The 14,003-nt window shown below is 69.5% G+C and carries 19 protein-coding genes; 9 read left to right on the forward strand and 10 right to left on the reverse strand.

Annotation, left to right across the window (positions count from 1 at the left end; translation table 11 throughout):
- Positions 1–84 precede the first annotated feature (84 nt).
- Positions 85–645 carry a hypothetical protein gene (locus ACIRG5_RS42035; protein WP_402915947.1) on the forward strand — a complete coding sequence of 187 codons (561 nt, stop codon included), beginning with the start codon at positions 85–87 and terminating at the stop codon, positions 643–645.
- Between the two features lie 8 nt (positions 646–653).
- Here ACIRG5_RS42035 and ACIRG5_RS42040 read toward each other — a convergent pair whose 3' ends face one another.
- From ACIRG5_RS42040 to ACIRG5_RS42050, 3 genes are all read right to left on the reverse strand, one after another.
- A complete protein-coding gene (locus tag ACIRG5_RS42040) occupies positions 654–1,937 on the reverse strand; it encodes a cation:proton antiporter (protein ID WP_402915949.1) in 1,284 nt (427 codons plus the stop codon).
- A 107-nt stretch (positions 1,938–2,044) separates the two neighbouring features.
- Complete coding sequence (locus ACIRG5_RS42045) at positions 2,045–2,707, reverse strand: endonuclease (RefSeq protein WP_402915951.1); 663 nt, start codon at positions 2,705–2,707, stop codon at positions 2,045–2,047.
- Positions 2,708–2,776: 69 nt separating this feature from the next.
- Positions 2,777–3,139 carry an STAS domain-containing protein gene (locus ACIRG5_RS42050; RefSeq protein ID WP_402915952.1) on the reverse strand — a complete coding sequence of 121 codons (363 nt, stop codon included), beginning with the start codon at positions 3,137–3,139 and terminating at the stop codon, positions 2,777–2,779.
- A 296-nt stretch (positions 3,140–3,435) separates the two neighbouring features.
- On the opposite strand from ACIRG5_RS42050, the gene ACIRG5_RS42055 reads away from it, so the two are divergent.
- The 4 genes from ACIRG5_RS42055 to ACIRG5_RS42070 all read left to right on the forward strand — a co-directional run bounded on the left by ACIRG5_RS42055 (position 3,436) and on the right by ACIRG5_RS42070 (position 6,632).
- Complete coding sequence (locus ACIRG5_RS42055; RefSeq protein WP_402915953.1) at positions 3,436–4,263, forward strand: ANTAR domain-containing protein; 828 nt, start codon at positions 3,436–3,438, stop codon at positions 4,261–4,263.
- A 119-nt stretch (positions 4,264–4,382) separates the two neighbouring features.
- On the forward strand, positions 4,383–5,051 hold the full coding sequence (locus tag ACIRG5_RS42060; RefSeq protein WP_402916011.1) for a GAF and ANTAR domain-containing protein: 669 nt from the start codon (positions 4,383–4,385) through the stop codon (positions 5,049–5,051).
- 105 nt (positions 5,052–5,156) lie between these two features.
- Positions 5,157–5,858 carry a GAF and ANTAR domain-containing protein gene (locus tag ACIRG5_RS42065; protein WP_402915954.1) on the forward strand — a complete coding sequence of 234 codons (702 nt, stop codon included), beginning with the start codon at positions 5,157–5,159 and terminating at the stop codon, positions 5,856–5,858.
- A gap of 45 nt (positions 5,859–5,903) precedes the next feature.
- Positions 5,904–6,632, forward strand: a complete 729-nt coding sequence (locus ACIRG5_RS42070) for a GAF domain-containing protein (RefSeq protein WP_402915956.1) — start codon at positions 5,904–5,906, stop codon at positions 6,630–6,632.
- On the opposite strand, the gene ACIRG5_RS42075 is transcribed toward ACIRG5_RS42070, so the two are convergent.
- The 5 genes from ACIRG5_RS42075 to ACIRG5_RS42095 all read right to left on the reverse strand — a co-directional run bounded on the left by ACIRG5_RS42075 (position 6,629) and on the right by ACIRG5_RS42095 (position 9,320).
- The gene (locus ACIRG5_RS42075; RefSeq protein ID WP_402915957.1) at positions 6,629–6,859 is read right to left on the reverse strand and encodes a hypothetical protein; all 231 of its coding nucleotides are present in this window, start codon (positions 6,857–6,859) and stop codon (positions 6,629–6,631) included. The genes ACIRG5_RS42070 and ACIRG5_RS42075 overlap by 4 nt on opposite strands.
- Positions 6,860–6,920: 61 nt before the next feature.
- Positions 6,921–7,118, reverse strand: coding sequence for a hypothetical protein (locus tag ACIRG5_RS42080; RefSeq protein WP_402915958.1), 198 nt, complete (start codon positions 7,116–7,118; stop codon positions 6,921–6,923).
- Between the two features lie 17 nt (positions 7,119–7,135).
- Positions 7,136–7,273, reverse strand: coding sequence for a hypothetical protein (locus ACIRG5_RS42085; protein ID WP_402915959.1), 138 nt, complete (start codon positions 7,271–7,273; stop codon positions 7,136–7,138).
- Between the two features lie 25 nt (positions 7,274–7,298).
- Entirely contained in the window at positions 7,299–8,756 is a 1,458-nt protein-coding gene (locus ACIRG5_RS42090; protein WP_402915961.1) for an aminotransferase class I/II-fold pyridoxal phosphate-dependent enzyme, read from the reverse strand.
- 75 nt (positions 8,757–8,831) lie between these two features.
- Positions 8,832–9,320 (reverse strand): DUF6328 family protein, encoded by a 489-nt coding sequence (locus ACIRG5_RS42095; RefSeq protein ID WP_402915963.1) that lies wholly within the window; start codon positions 9,318–9,320, stop codon positions 8,832–8,834.
- Positions 9,321–9,409: 89 nt separating this feature from the next.
- Here ACIRG5_RS42095 and ACIRG5_RS42100 point away from each other — a divergent pair, with 89 nt between their 5' ends.
- Genes ACIRG5_RS42100 through ACIRG5_RS42115 form a run of 4 tightly spaced genes read left to right on the forward strand, consistent with a single transcriptional unit; the run spans position 9,410 to position 11,742 of the window.
- Positions 9,410–9,862, forward strand: a complete 453-nt coding sequence (locus ACIRG5_RS42100) for a hypothetical protein (protein ID WP_402915965.1) — start codon at positions 9,410–9,412, stop codon at positions 9,860–9,862.
- A complete protein-coding gene (locus tag ACIRG5_RS42105; RefSeq protein WP_402915967.1) occupies positions 9,859–11,088 on the forward strand; it encodes an NRAMP family divalent metal transporter in 1,230 nt (409 codons plus the stop codon). Before ACIRG5_RS42100 ends, ACIRG5_RS42105 begins: the two co-directional genes overlap by 4 nt.
- A complete protein-coding gene (locus ACIRG5_RS42110) occupies positions 11,085–11,483 on the forward strand; it encodes a hypothetical protein (RefSeq protein WP_402915969.1) in 399 nt (132 codons plus the stop codon). Before ACIRG5_RS42105 ends, ACIRG5_RS42110 begins: the two co-directional genes overlap by 4 nt.
- Positions 11,470–11,742 (forward strand): PRC-barrel domain-containing protein, encoded by a 273-nt coding sequence (locus tag ACIRG5_RS42115; RefSeq protein ID WP_402915971.1) that lies wholly within the window; start codon positions 11,470–11,472, stop codon positions 11,740–11,742. Before ACIRG5_RS42110 ends, ACIRG5_RS42115 begins: the two co-directional genes overlap by 14 nt.
- Positions 11,743–11,779: 37 nt before the next feature.
- Here ACIRG5_RS42115 and ACIRG5_RS42120 read toward each other — a convergent pair whose 3' ends face one another.
- Both ACIRG5_RS42120 and ACIRG5_RS42125 read right to left on the reverse strand, forming a co-directional pair.
- On the reverse strand, positions 11,780–12,769 hold the full coding sequence (locus ACIRG5_RS42120) for an NAD-dependent epimerase/dehydratase family protein (RefSeq protein ID WP_402915973.1): 990 nt from the start codon (positions 12,767–12,769) through the stop codon (positions 11,780–11,782).
- Positions 12,766–13,905 (reverse strand): zinc-dependent alcohol dehydrogenase, encoded by a 1,140-nt coding sequence (locus tag ACIRG5_RS42125; protein ID WP_402915975.1) that lies wholly within the window; start codon positions 13,903–13,905, stop codon positions 12,766–12,768. Before ACIRG5_RS42125 ends, ACIRG5_RS42120 begins: the two co-directional genes overlap by 4 nt.
- Between the last annotated feature and the right edge of the window lie 98 nt (positions 13,906–14,003).

The raw sequence follows: 14,003 nt of genomic DNA on the forward strand, positions 1-14,003 counted from the left end.
TTTTCGACTGCTGTCAACGCGCACCACTGTTGTAGCATGTCATCGGAACGATGACAAGACGAATGTCGTCGAAAGGATGACAACATGGCGATCGGCGACTACGAGGCGCTCCGTGCGGCCACGAGCGAGGACGCGGACCTCAGCTCGACCCAGGTGCTGGCCGCGCTGGTCCTGCTGCGCGAACTGCGAGCCGAGCTGACGGACTGGGAACCCCAGCTGATCGCCGCCGCCAGAGAGCTCGGCACGAGCTGGGCGGAGCTGGCGCCCGCGCTCGGGGTGGCCAGCCGTCAGGCCGCGGAACGCCGCTACCTGCGCCTGCGACCGTCCGATCTCGACGGTGCGACGGGCGATGAGCGCGTGCAGGCCGAACGCGACCGCCGTGCTGGTGATCGCGCGATATCGCGGTGGGCCAGGGACAACTCCGGTTCGCTGCGCAGCCTCGCCGGACACGTCGGCGAGGTGGATCCGGCCGTTCGGGAGGCTCTGGCCGAGAACGACGCCGCGCGGTTGCTCGGCCCGCTGGCGGACGCCCACGACCAGGTCCGGACGACGGACCCCGCGCTGGCCGACCGGATCGCGGCGGTCGCCGCGCAGACCGACCAGGTGCGCCGCGACACCCAGAACCGCCGGTCAGGGCTCGGCTAGCTCTGGCTTCACACGTGGGTGTGAGATGGCTTGTCGTTGCGGCGCCGAGCTTTCTGCCGCCGTTTCCGGTCGAGCAGCCACATGACGGGCGACGCCGAGAGTCCGTGCACGAGGATCGAGCCGATCACGACGAGCGCGACGACCCGCCAGAGCGCGTCCTGTTCCGCGAACCGGCCTGCCTGCAGGGCGTAGACGAGGTAGAACAGCGATCCGACGCCGCGCACGCCGAAGAACGAGATGACGGCTCGTTCCCGAGGGCCGGACCTGCCTCCGAGCAGGCCGATCCAGCCCGTCAGCGGTCGCACCACCAGGAGGACCGCGGCGGCCACACCGATCTCCGCCCACGTGGTCCCGGACAGCAGACCGGTGGCCGCGGCGCCGCCCAGCAGGAAGACGATCACCACGGTCAGCATGCGCTCGGCCTGCTCGACGTACTGGTGCAGGACCTGGTGGTAGCCGTGACGGTGTTCGCCCGCACGGATCGCGCAGGCGCACACGAAGACGGCGACGAACCCGTAGCCGTTGATCAGCTCGGTGATGCCGTAGGCGAGGAAGGTCGCCGCGAGGGCGACGAACCCTTCCGCGTGCTCGGCCAGGCGGAACTTCTTCGACGGAGCCGAGAAGAACAGCTTGCCGAGCGCCCAGCCGATGAGCAGGCCGACGGCCAGCCCGGAGAGCAGCCGCCAGAGCACGTCCACCGCGAGCCAGCGGCCGAACCACTCCGAGGGCGCGGCTCCGGCGAGGCTGATCGCGATGGCGGCGTAGGTGAACGGGAAGGCCAGACCGTCGTTCAGGCCGGCCTCCGAGGTGAGCGCGAACCGTGCCTCGTCCTCGTCGGACTCCGGGTTCTCCGCCGGTTCGGCGACCTGGACCTCGCCCGCCAGCACGGGATCTGTCGGGGCGAGGGCAGCCGCGAGAAGGACGGAGGCCGCGACGCCGAGCCCGAGCGCGCCCCAGCCGAGCAGGCCGACGCCGAGCATCGACAACGGCATGGTGATGGCCAGCAGACGCCAGGTGCTCGCCCAGCCGCGCAGGCTCACCACGCGGTTGAGCGCGAGGCCTGCGCCCATCAGCGAGATGATCACGCAGATCTCGGTCAGGTGCAGCAGCAGGCCGCTGTGTTCGCCGGGGTCGGGTGCGGGCAGCGGCTCGACCACGGAGAACGTCAGCGCGCCCGCGCCGAGGAAGAGCATCGGCATGGAGATCGGTGCGCGGTCGAGCAACCGGGGTAGGAGAGCGGCGGCCAACGTCGCCAGGCCCGCGCCGGTGTACAACAGGGGGCCGGGATCCACTGTGTGCCTCTCGTTCGACCGTCGAAACGCACAGGTACCCGTTAGGTACAAGGCCGAACCTGAAAGCCACTCGCAGTGGTCGTCGTACTCCGGAGTTGTCTCTCCCGTCACCCCGAACCGGTGTGGCGGGCGCCGGAACGAACCGAGCTGGCGAGATCGTCGTCGAGGGTGACCCGCACCAGCGCGGCGGACAACCGCGCGAAATCGTTCTGCGGGACCAGTTCGGCCAGACCTTCCGCGGTGCCGGGTAGACCGAGCGTTCGAGCGCCCTTCACAGCCCGATCGTCGAAGTACGGGCCCAGTTCGGGCCACACCTGCTGTGCCTCGCGGCAGAAGATGTCCGCACCGACCGGGCCCAGCCGCGGTGTTTTCGTGATCAGGTCGCGAATCCCGGGCACACTGCCGCCGGCTTCCCGCCGCAACCGCCGAAGGTCGCCGCGGTACTCGTCGAGCAGCAGTTGTGCGCCCTCGCCGAGCGCGGTGGCGGTGCTCTCGTCGTACCGCACGTATCCGGCTCTGCCCAACGCGTCCACCCGCTGTTGCCACGTCGTCCTGCTGGCCCGGCTCGCCGTGGTGCAGCCCGCTTTCGCCAGCTCACGCGAGGCGGCCACGGCGATGTCCGCGCGGATCCGGGTGGAGAGCAGCACGCTGAGCACGAGCAACCGGTAGAGCGGCGCCGGTGTGTCGGCGAGGCGGATGCCTGCCTCACTCGCATACGTGCGGCCCGCCTGGTCCAGCAACCTTCGCAGTACTTTCCTGTTCTCGGTCACGCGACAGGGCTACCCGGTCGTGCGCGATGCCATGTCAGAAAGTCCCGTACTCCACTGTGGAAACAACAGTCATCTGGCCGGCCCTGTCAGCGCCTCCGCCAGCGTCGGATGGACTCGGAACACGCTTTCCATGCCGGAGTAGTGGAGAGTTCTGAGCACGGGCGCCCTGTCCGCCACCACCCGGAGATCCGCCGCCTGCCGGTGGGCCGCGAGCAGTGCGCCGATGCCGGAGGAGTCGAAGAACGTCACCTCGCGCAGGTCCACGACCAGCTTGACGGGTGACTGGGCCAGTTGCGTCGTGAGCTCCGCGCGGAGCAACGGCGCGGTGGCGATGTCCACCTCGCCTGTGACGGCGACGACCGGAACACCGTCCTGCCGCGAACCCCACACCGAGCAGACGGGCGTACGGGGCGTGAGCTCTGCCTCTATCACGGTGACTCCACTCTGTGGTGGTGGGACGTTCACCGAGCTGCTTGCTGAACCCGACAGGCGAACCGCTGGACCTTTCGTCCAAGGTAGGCGATCCCGGCACTGCCCACAACGCGGGGCGAAGGGTTTTGCGGCGTCTGGCAGAGTTGGGGCATCAGCAGCGCCGCATCGGCCGCCTGCGACCGGTGCCGGGATCGCCTACGGTGGGCCAGGGGTTCAGCAGTGCAGCGCCCGGTCAGCCCCAATCGCCGTCATCGGTGTTCCACCGGACGGGAAGGAGACGATCCGAGGTGCCGCAGATGCCCCCCACTGCCGAAGACTGGAATCTCGACCGGACCAGGTTCGTGGCCGACGCCGAGAAGGCGATCGCGTCCGGCCGGGCACCCACGCGGGATCACGGAGCGCCGCTCGGGCCGCTGGCCCAGCAGTTCGCGACCCTGACGTACTCCCTGCTCGACGCCACCACGGCAGGGGAGGTGCTGCAGCAGGTCGTCGATGCCGCGGTGAGGGTCGTGCCCGGCGCGGACCTGGTCAGCGTCACCCTGCGGTCCCGGAACGGGAAATTCCACACTCCGGTGGAGACCGACGAGGTCGCGATCGAGCTCGACCAGCTGCAGTACGACCTGCTGGAAGGTCCCTGCCTCGACGTCGCGGATCCGGCGGGCCCCGCCGTCGCGTCGGCGCCGGACCTGTCCGTCTCGTCGGCCTGGGCCCGGTTCGGCCCGGCGGCGGCCGAACGCGGCATGGGCGCGGTGTTGTCGACGGCGTTGCTGCCCGACGCCCAGGCACCGCGGCTGTCCGGTGCGCTGAACATCTACTCCCGTCAGCGGCACGGCCTCGACCAGACGGACCAGGCGGTCGCGTTGCTGCTGGCCACGCACGCGTCCCTGGCGCTGGCGCACACCGAGGCCGTCGACGCCTCCACCCTGCAGGCCGAGCAGCTGCGCCGGGCGATCAACTCCCGTGACGTCATCGGACAGGCCAAGGGCATTCTCATGGCCCGTCGCGGAATGAACGCCGACGAGGCGTTCGACCTGCTGCGCCACTCCTCCCAGCACCTCAACGTCAAGCTCGTCGAACTCGCCGAGACCATCGCGAGCCGCCACAACGAGCTGGATCTGCCCTGACCCGCTGACGCGGTGAAATGCGAAGACCGGGCGGGGTTCGTAGGCTGAGACCCGACCCATGACCGGCGGCCAGAGGAAAGCTGTTGGACGGGCAACGCAGAGACCGGCTCGTAGAGCAGGTGCTCAAGTGCACGACGGCATCGGGGCGTGCGGAACTGGGGCAGGCCCTCAGTTCTGTGTGCGTGCGTGTGCTGCCAGACGTCGACGGTGCTGCGCTGGCCTTCTACAGCGGCTCCCGTGTTCAGGAACTGGTCGGCGCCAGCGATCCGTGGGCCGCGGGCATCGAGGAAGCGCAGTACATGCTGGGTGAGGGGCCGGGCTTCGCGGCGGTCGCCGCACACGGGCCCGTGCTGGTTCCGGACCTGACCGTCAACGAGGTGCGGTGGCCCGTGTTCGCGGGGGCCGCGAGGGGTGAGGGGCTCGCGGCCGCGTTCTTCTTCCCGCTGCGGATCGGCGCGATGCTGCTCGGCACGCTCGGGCTGTACCGCCGCCGGCCCGGCGTGCTGCCCGCGGAGTTCGTCTTCGAGGCGGCGTTGCTGGCCGATCTGATCTCCCACAGGCTGCTCCTGCAGAACGACAGGATGTCAGTCGCGGAACGGTTCTGGATGGAGACGTCGTATCAGGACGTCAACATGGCGACCGGCATGCTGGCCGTCCTGCTGCGGATCAGCCTGGAGGACGCGTTCCTGCGGTTGCGGGCGCACGCCTTCGCCGCGGGCAGGTCGGTGCTGGACGTGGCCGCGGACGTGCTGGCCCGGCGCCTTCCCCTCGACCGGCTGACCGACTGACCCGCCGCCGACCCGTGGTGCGCGCCAGCCGCCGTCCGGTCTAGGTTCGTACCCTGATGCCGGATCGGGTTGGGCTGACCGCGCGACCGCTGGGTTTGAGGACGGGTGTTGGACGGGCAGCGTCGGGATCGGCTCGCGCGGGCGGTGGAGGAGTTCACGTCCGCGGTCTTCGGGCGCGCCGGGCTGGCGCGGGCGTTGTGCACCGCGTGCGTGCATGTTCTGTCCGGTGTGGACGCCGCGGCGCTGACCTTGCGCGCCAGCGCTCGCGCCGAGGAGATGGTCGGCGCCAGTGACGAGTGGGCGGCCCGGCTGGAGGAGATCCAGTACACCCTGGGGGAGGGGCCGGGCGTGTTGGCGTTCCGGGAGGCCGCGCCGGTGCTGGTGGCAGACCTGGGCGAGGATGGTGTGCGGTGGCCGGCTTTCAGTGCGGCGGCCTCGGCGGAGGGTCTCGCGGCGATGTTCGCGTTCCCGTTGCGGGTCGGTGGGATCAGGCTCGGCACGCTCGATCTGTACCGCCGCCGCGCCGGTGGCCTGACCGCGGTGGCGGACGCCGTGCTGCTGGCCGATCTGGCGACCCACGCCCTGCTCGAACAGAACGAGCAGGCCGCCGACGACCAGTTGCGGATGACGTTGTCGTATCAGGACGTGAACATGGCGACCGGGATGCTGGCGGCGCAGTTGCGGATCAGTTTGGAGGACGCGTTCGCGCGGTTGCGTGCGCACGCCTTCTCGTCTGGCCGTTCGGTGCTGGATGTGGCGCGTGATCTGCTGGAGCGGCGCATCCCGCTGGACCGGCTGGCGGACTGACCTGTGTCGCGAGCATCGGGCCGTGGTGGGTCGTATGCTGCGGTAGTGCCCCGCGCCCAGCATCAGATCGCCGTCACGTTGAGCGAGCTCACGGCGAGTGTGGTCGACGGTCATGACGCCGAGTCGGTCCTGCGCCTGGTCACCGCCGCGTGTGAGAGCGTGTTGTCCGCGTCCGCGACCGGGGTGTTGCTGGCGGATCCGCGTGGCGGGCTGAGCGTGGTTGCGGCGTCGGATGAGCGGGCGCGGTTTTTGGAGTTGCTACAGAGCCAAATCGCTGAAGGTCCGTGCGTGGACTGCGTGCGTCACGACGCGATGGTCGCCTGCGAGGACCTTGAGGGCGAACCCGATCGCTGGCCGGCGTTCACGCGTGCCGCTCTCGATGCCGGTTTCCGTGCGGTGCACGCGGTGCCGATGCGTCTGGCCGGCCGTGCGGTCGGCGGGCTCAACGTGTTCTACGCGGCCGTGACGCCGTGGGAGGTGTGGCAGGAACGGCTGGGTCGGGTGCTGGCGGATCTGGCGGTGCTGGGCCTGTCGCAGGACGATGATCCCGCGCGTGCGCAACGGCTGGCCGAGCAGACCCTGACGACACTGAACGACCGGGTGATGCTCGCGCACGCCATCGGCATGGTCGCGGGCGCCCTCGGCACCGGCACGGACGAAGCCCGCGGCCTCGTTCTCGGTTACGCGACGAGGAATCGCGGCCCGGTGCGTGACGTCGCCCGCAGACTCACCGGCGGAGACCTCGATCCGACGGCCCTGCTGCCGGTGTCCTAGTCGCCCCAGTCCGGATCCGCCCGTTGCTCGGCCGCGGCGTCCACGACCGCGTTCACCCGCGCGACCTCCGCCTCACATTCGGCACTGCTGCGCTGAGCGCCCAGGCGCTCCAGCACGTCGTCGCCACCCCACGCCTGCACCACACCCATGGCCTCGTGCAGCGCGGCGCGCCTCGCGATCGCGTCGACGAGGCGCTGCGCCGCGGCCGTGTCGTCGGGTGAGGTCATGCCCTCACCCTCCTCTTTCACGGAGTGGATGGCGAACTGCGAGCGGACGTCGTGCCCGGCGTCACGGCGGATCCATCCCACCGTCTCCGCCGCGGCCTTCCGGCTCGGATTCGTCTGGACCGCGGTGAGGGCCGCCGGTGTTCTCGTCGGCCACGGTGGGACGCGCGTGTTCGGTGCCGAAATCGGCGTCGTTCAGCTCGCTTTCGGCCGTCACCTCGTCGAGCTCGGGTTCTCCTTCGCGGTGCCGGGCGTCGGTCATCGGCGTTCCTCCGTTCGTCAGTGGCGGATCCAGCGCAGCACCAGCCAGACCACCATCAGCCCGGCGACGACCGCGAGGCCGGAGCGGGCCGCGACAGCCCGTTGCACGTCGCTTTGGGCGTTGAGGGCTTCCTCGTCGTGCCGTTGAGTGCTCATCGATCTCCTTGCCTGCGCGTTCCAGTCAGTGCGAGGTGACCACGCGCACCGTGTCCAAGCCGGAATCGGTGGGGTCGGGCAGGTACATGCCTGCCTCCTTGCCGCTGCGGAGGTAGTCCACCACCGGCTGGGTGATCACCTCGCCGGGCAGCGCGGCGGGCACACCCGGTGGATAGGGGCTGATCGTCTCCGCGCAGATCCGGCCGACCGCGTTCTCGATCGGCACGTGCTCGGCACTGGCGAAGAACGCGTCCCTGGGCGGCATGACCTGGTCCAGTTCGAGTTCGCCCGGATCGGGGATCTCGACCGGTTTCGTGGTGGGCAGGTCCGCGCCGAGCATGGCCTTGAGGGCGTCGACCAGCCGGCCGGTGGTCTCGGCGTCGTCGGCGACCGTGATCTGCGCGGCGATCCGCCGGTGGTCGGAGAGCCCGACGTCCACGTGGCACCGCGCGCGCAGCCACTCGGCAGCCGCGTAACCCGAGATGCCCAGGTCCCGCAGATCGATCACGATCTTCAACGGATCGTGCTCGTACGCCCTGCCGGCGCCGGTCACGTCCTCGGTGGACACGACGCGCAGGCCGAGGCGCTCCAGTCGCTGCCGCGTGTCCGCGCACAGTTCGAGTGCCCGGTCGAGTAGCTCCCTGCCGTGCTCCACCATCTGCCTGCGCCATCCGTCCAGACAGCCGTAGATCAGCGACGACGGGCTGGTGGTGTCGAGCAGGTCCGCCCGCATCGCCAGCACGCTCGGGTCGACGCGGTCGCCGCGCAGGTGGTAGACGGAGCTCTGTTCGAGCCCGGCTCCCATCTTGTGCACGGACGTGACGCAGAGGTCGGCTCCCGCGTCCATCGCCCACGCGGGCAGATCGGGGTGGAAGGGCAGGTGTGCGCCCCAGGCCTCGTCCACGACCAGCGTCTTGTCGTGCGCGTGGCAGACCTCGGCGACACCGCGGATGTCCGCGCACGTCCCGTAGTCGGTGGGCGAGATCAGCAGCATGGCCTTGGTGTCGGGCGCTTTGCGGCAGGCTTCCTCGACCTCGTCCGGTCCCGGCGGATACGCCCATTCCCACGTCGCGTCCCAGCGCGGGTGCACCCACACGGGGTGAACGCCGCTGATGATCAGCCCGGCGACGACGGACTTGTGCGCGTTGCGGGACACCAGAACGCGTTCACCCGGTGCGGCGACGGTGATGAGGCAGGTCTTCACCGACAACGAGCTGCCGCACGTGGAGAAGAACGCCCGGTCGGCGTCGACGGCGTCGGCCATCAGGTCTTCGGCGTTCGCGATGACGTTGCCGCTCATCTCCCGGTCGTCGAGCCCGTTGAGCTTGATGAGGTCGGCGCTGAAGACATCAGGCCCGAGCACCTGCAGAACTCTGGGATCCACCCCGCGGCCCTGTTTGTGGCCAGGCGGGATGAATCCGATGTGATTTTCGCGCCGGTAGCGTTCGATCGCGTCGAGCACCGGCGCCTTGCTGTGGTCCATGTCGCCCTCCGGTTCGGGTGCCCACCGGATACCCATGTCCGGTCCGAGACAGACCTGACTCAACGCAACGGACGCTCAGACGTCGGTGATGTCGTCGCCGAGCTTGGAGCTGGTGTCGCGGGTCAGCAGCGGCATGGCGAACCACAACGCGCCGTAGACCAGCAACGCGGCGACGCCGATCAGCACGGCCACCCAGCCGCCGACGATGACCTCGCTGATCAGCAGGACGGTGCCGGTCATCGCGACGGCGAGGAAACCCAGTCCGGCCAGCAGGAACGTGTTGCCCGCCGCGACGACGTCCTCGCGGCGGCCCTGGCGGAACAGGACTCGGTGCCAGGCGGCAGGCGCGGTCAGCAGGGCGACAGCCGCGGCCGCGCACAGGACGGTCACCAGATGCGTGCCGCGCACGAGCGTCGGTGCGGTGGCGTACTTGTCGGTGAACGTGATGGAGAGCAGGAAGCCGAACAGGATCTGCACGCCGGCCTGGGCCACGCGCAGCTCCTGGAGCAGTTCGTTGAGATTCCTGGCCAGGCGGCTGTGCTCAGACTCTTCAGCGTTGCTCACCAGAGATGTCTACCCGCGTGAGAGCACACGAAACGGTGTCTTGGTCCAGCCCATGTGTATTCGGGCGCGGAGTGGGTACACGTCTCGTCGTGCGAAGGCGTGGGTGGGCACTGCTGATCGGTGTGGGGACGGTTCTGCTCGCCGTGGTCCTGCTGGGAGTATGGCCGCAGACCGCGGGTGGATACCGATCCACTGTGGAGTCGAGCGTGCAGGACGCCGTCTCGTCCGTGGGCGTGGCGCGGATCGCTGGACAGACCTCGTTGAAGGGCAGGACGTTCTCCTCGTACGAGTCCATTGTGCTCGATGACGCGCGGACGAGCGTGACGAGTGCGTTCTCGGACATCAGCGAGCTGTCCACGCCCGATGCGGACAGTCAGCGCATACGGGACGAAGTGCTGCCGCTGCTGCAGGAGTCCGTTCGTCTCATCGACGACCTCGGCCTCGGACTCGGGGAGGACGACGAGGCGTCGGCGAGCCGGTCGGTGGACGCGCTCGGTTCGGTGGGGGAACGGCTCGCGGCGGTGCTGGAGGGGTTGCGGTGAAGCGGCTCCTGGCGATCACCCTCGGCATCCTCACCGCGATCGGCGGTTTCGTCGACATCGGTGACCTGGTCGCGAACTCGGAGACGGGTGCGCGGTTCGGGATGCGGCTCGCGTGGGTCGTGGTGGTTGGCGTGATCGGCATCTGCGTCTACGCCGAGATGGCCGGGCGGGTGGCCGCGGTGAGTGGGCGTCCGGTGTTCGATCTCATCAGGGAACGGCTCGGGCCCCGTGTGGCGCTGGCGAACCTGGCCGGGTCGTTCCTGGTCACGCTGCTGACGTTGAGCGCGGAGATCGGCGGCGTGGCGCTGTCGATCGAGCTGGCGACGAGCGTGCACTACCTGCTGTGGGTGCCGATCGCGGCTTTCGTGCTGTGGGTGGTGTTGTGGCGGGTGAAGTTCGAGCCGATGGAACGCGTCTTCGGCCTGGCCGGGCTTGCGCTCGTGGTGTTCGTGGTGGCGTTCTTCGCGCTCGACCCGCCGTGGGGACAGCTGGGAGAGCAGGTGACGAGCCTTTCCCCGCCTGCCACTGAGGATTGGGGCACGTACGGGTTCTTCGCGGTCGCGCTGTTCGCGGCGGCCATGACGCCGTACGAGGTGTTCTTCTTCTCCTCCGGTGGCGTGGAAGAGCGGTGGACTCGCAAGGATCTGGCTCTCGAACGCGTGAACGTCTTCGTCGGCTTCCCGCTCGGTGGCCTGTTGTCGCTGGCGATCATGGGCTGCGCGGCGATCGTCTACCAGCCCGCCGGGATCCAGGTCGACTCGCTCGGCCAGACCGCGCTGCCGGTGGCGATGGCGCTGGGCAAGCTGGGGCTGGCGGTGGTGATCCTCGGTTTCTTCGCCGCGACGTTCGGCGCCGCGCTCGAGACGGGCCTGTCCGCCGGGTACACCGTCGCGCAGTACTTCGGCTGGCAGTGGGGCAAACTGGTGCGTCCCAGGGAAGCGGCCCGGTTCCACACGGTCGTGCTCGTCAGCATCCTGCTCGGTGTCGCGATGCTGCTCACCACCGCGGATCCGATCGAGATCACCGAGTACTCGCTGGTGTTCAGCGCGGTCGCGCTACCGCTGACCTACCTGCCGATCCTGATCGTCGCCAACGACCGCGACTACCTGGGCGACCAGGTCAACGGGCGCTTCACCAACGTGCTGGGCGTGACCTACCTCGCGGTCATCCTGGTGGCCGCGGTCGCGGCCGTCCCGCTGATGATCCTGACGGGAATGGGCGGATGAACGCTGACCTACCTGATCCGTTGCGGATCGACTTCCACCTGCTGGACCGCCAGATCGTGGACCTGGACGGCCGCCTCGTGGGCAAGGCCGACGACCTCGAGTTCGGCGTCAGCGAGGACGGCCGACCGTTCGTGGCCGCGATCCTGGTCGGCCACCACGCGCTCGGCACGCGCATCGGCGGCGTCCTCGGCCGATGGATGGCGGCGGTGGCACGGCGCCTGCACACCACCGGCGACCCGCGGCCGCTGCGCATCCCGTTCGACCGCGTCGCCGAGGTCGGCAGCGCGATCCGGCTCGACGTCCGGCACGAGCTGCTCGACACCCCGGCGCTGGAACTGTGGTTGCGGGACAAGGTGATCGGGCGGATTCCCGGAGCGACCGATGCTGGCCAGTGATCTTCTCGGACGGACCGTGCGCGACCGCGACGGAAACGTGCTCGGCCGGGTGGCCGATCTGCTGGCCGAGACCGACGAGGCGGGCCGACAGCGGATCGTGCGCGTGCTCGTGGCGCCGAGGCGGCGGGGCCGGCTGCTCGGGTTCGAACGGCCGGGCTATCAGCCGCCCTGGGTGCTGGAAAAGCTCACCCGAGTGTTGCACCGTGGTACTCGTGAAGTGGCGTGGGAGGACGTCGACTGGTCATTCGCCACGAGCTGACAGCCTCCTGGGTGGACTCCTGTGCCGGGCCTCCGCGTCACAGCGCCGGGCTCGCGTCGACCCCGCCACCTCGCCCGATGCCGTGCACGATCTCCCGCAGCGCTTCCTCCGCACCGACCAGTGGTTTCCAGCCCAGTTCGTCGTGTGCCCGCGACGCGTCCAGCAGGGGAGACCTCAGGGCGAGGTCGACCCATCCGGACGGGGTGGGCTGCAGCCGCAGGTGCCACGTGACGTTCGCCAGGTGCCGCAGGACGCCCGGCGCGACGGGCACGTGCCGGGCGCCGAGCGCCTCGGCGAAGGCCCGTGGCGTGATGACGGGCTCGGACACGAGGTTCACCGCGCCGGGCAACCGCTTCTCGAGGATCAGCGCCAGCGCGTCGGCGACGTCGTCGGCGTGCACGAACTGCAGCACCATGTCCCGGGGCAACGGCAGCACCGGAATCCGGTGGCGGAACAGGCTTCGCGGTACCAGCCGGCCCAGGAAGTAGTCGCGGATCTCCGCTCCGGCATCGGCCTGCAGGATCAGCCCCGGCCGCGGCCTGCTGATGACGAACCGGTCCTCAAAAGTGTCCAGCATGTGTTCCACCGCGGCTTTGTGCCTGCTGTAGAACGAGGTGGACACCCCGTCGACCGGCCACGTCTCGTCCACCCGGCGGTCCTTGCCGCCCGGCGAGTACGCGCCGACCGACGACATGTGCACCAGATGCGGCACGCCCGCTGCCGCCACCGCTTCGAACACGCGCGCGGATCCCGCCACGTTCGTCGCGTACGTCAGGCGTTCGTTCCGGGCGGGCTGGATGAGCCAGGCGAGGTGCACGACAGCGTCCGCGCCCTCGAACGCCACGCGGAGGGGTTCCTCCGCTCCTGGTTTGCTGATGTCGATCGGGGTCCACTTGACGTCGTAGGGAGGTGCGGCCGCCGGTGGTCTGCGGGAGATGCCGTGCACCTCGATGTCGGACTCCTCGGCCAGCCGCCGGAGCAGGGCGGTGCCGACGTTGCCGGTCGCGCCGGTGATGACGACCTTCACGGGCGGCTCACGTTCAGCACCGTCTTCAGCCAGCCGTCCTCGCGCAGGTCGAAGGTCTGGTACGCCTCGATCGCGTTCGAGGGCTCCTCGTGCTGGGTGATGAACGCGGTCGGGTCGACCACGCCGGTCAGCACCAGGTCGAGCAGCCTCGGCAGGTACCGGCGGTGGTTGCAGTTGCCCATCCGCAGCGTGAGGTTCTTGTTCATCGCGGCACCGATCGGGAACTGCTCGAACCCCGGCGGGTACACGCCGATGATTCCGATCGAGCCGGCCTTGGCCACCAGCTCGACGGCCCAGTCGAGCGCGAGCTCGGGCGCGTCACCGGGCTTCCACTGCTCGCCTTCCGGCTTGCCGGGACTCTCGGCGTCGACGCCGACCGCCTCGATCACCCGGTCCGGCCCGATGCCGCCGGTCAGGTCCTTCACGACCTCGACGGGGTCCTCGGAGTTGAAGTCGACGGTCTCCGCGTTCTGCTCACGTGCCTTGTCCAGCCTCGACTTGATGCCGTCGACCACGATGACGCGGCCGGCGCCCTGCCGTTTCGCCGAGGCGATCGCGAACTGGCCGACCACACCCGCGCCCAGCACCAGTACGGTGTCTCCGGTGCCGACCTCGGCGAGCCGGGAACCGAACCACGCGGTCGGGAAGATGTCGGAGAGCAGGATCGCCTGGTCGTCGCTCACCGCGTCCGGCACGCGCACCATCGTGGTCGCGGCGTACGGGATCCGTGCGTACTCGGCCTGCAGCCCGTTGATCGGGCCGGTCGACTTGGGACCACCGAAGAAGCACGTGCCCGCCGCCGGACCGTTCGGGTTCGCGGTGTCGCACTGCGCGTAGTACCCGGCACGGCAGTAGGAACACGTGCCGCACCCGATCGTGGACGGGATCACCACGCGGTCGCCCGGCGAGAAGCCGCGCACCGCGTCACCCACCTCCTCGACGACACCGACGGCCTCGTGCCCGAGCACGGTGCCCTCCACCATGTCCGGCATCGTGCCCCGCACCATGTGCAGGTCCGTGCCGCAGATCGCGCTGCGGGTGATCCTGATGATCGCGTCCGTCGGTTCGAGGACCTTCGGGTCCTCCACGTCGTCGAGCCTGATGTCACCCTTGCCGTGCCACACGACTGCTTTCATGTCCGCCTCCCAAAGTTCCCTTCTGGTCTTCCCCTGATTCGGCGGAGTGAACCCCGGGTAGTCAGGAGCGGTGACCAGACAGAATCCGCGCCGCGTGA

The sequence above is a fragment of the Lentzea sp. NPDC102401 genome (genome assembly GCF_044765805.1).
In the GTDB taxonomy this organism is placed as follows: domain Bacteria; phylum Actinomycetota; class Actinomycetes; order Mycobacteriales; family Pseudonocardiaceae; genus Lentzea; species Lentzea sokolovensis.

Coding starts and splice junctions, on each gene's coding strand:
- ACIRG5_RS42035 (WP_402915947.1), top strand. CDS start 85: ATGGCGATCGGCGACTACGAGGCGCTCCGTGCGGCCACGAGCGAGGAC.
- ACIRG5_RS42055 (WP_402915953.1), top strand. CDS start 3,436: ATGCCCCCCACTGCCGAAGACTGGAATCTCGACCGGACCAGGTTCGTG.
- ACIRG5_RS42075 (WP_402915957.1), bottom strand. CDS start 6,859: ATGACCTCACCCGACGACACGGCCGCGGCGCAGCGCCTCGTCGACGCG.
- ACIRG5_RS42080 (WP_402915958.1), bottom strand. CDS start 7,118: ATGACCGACGCCCGGCACCGCGAAGGAGAACCCGAGCTCGACGAGGTG.
- ACIRG5_RS42085 (WP_402915959.1), bottom strand. CDS start 7,273: ATGAGCACTCAACGGCACGACGAGGAAGCCCTCAACGCCCAAAGCGAC.
- ACIRG5_RS42090 (WP_402915961.1), bottom strand. CDS start 8,756: ATGGACCACAGCAAGGCGCCGGTGCTCGACGCGATCGAACGCTACCGG.
- ACIRG5_RS42110 (WP_402915969.1), top strand. CDS start 11,085: ATGAACGCTGACCTACCTGATCCGTTGCGGATCGACTTCCACCTGCTG.
- ACIRG5_RS42115 (WP_402915971.1), top strand. CDS start 11,470: ATGCTGGCCAGTGATCTTCTCGGACGGACCGTGCGCGACCGCGACGGA.
- ACIRG5_RS42125 (WP_402915975.1), bottom strand. CDS start 13,905: ATGAAAGCAGTCGTGTGGCACGGCAAGGGTGACATCAGGCTCGACGAC.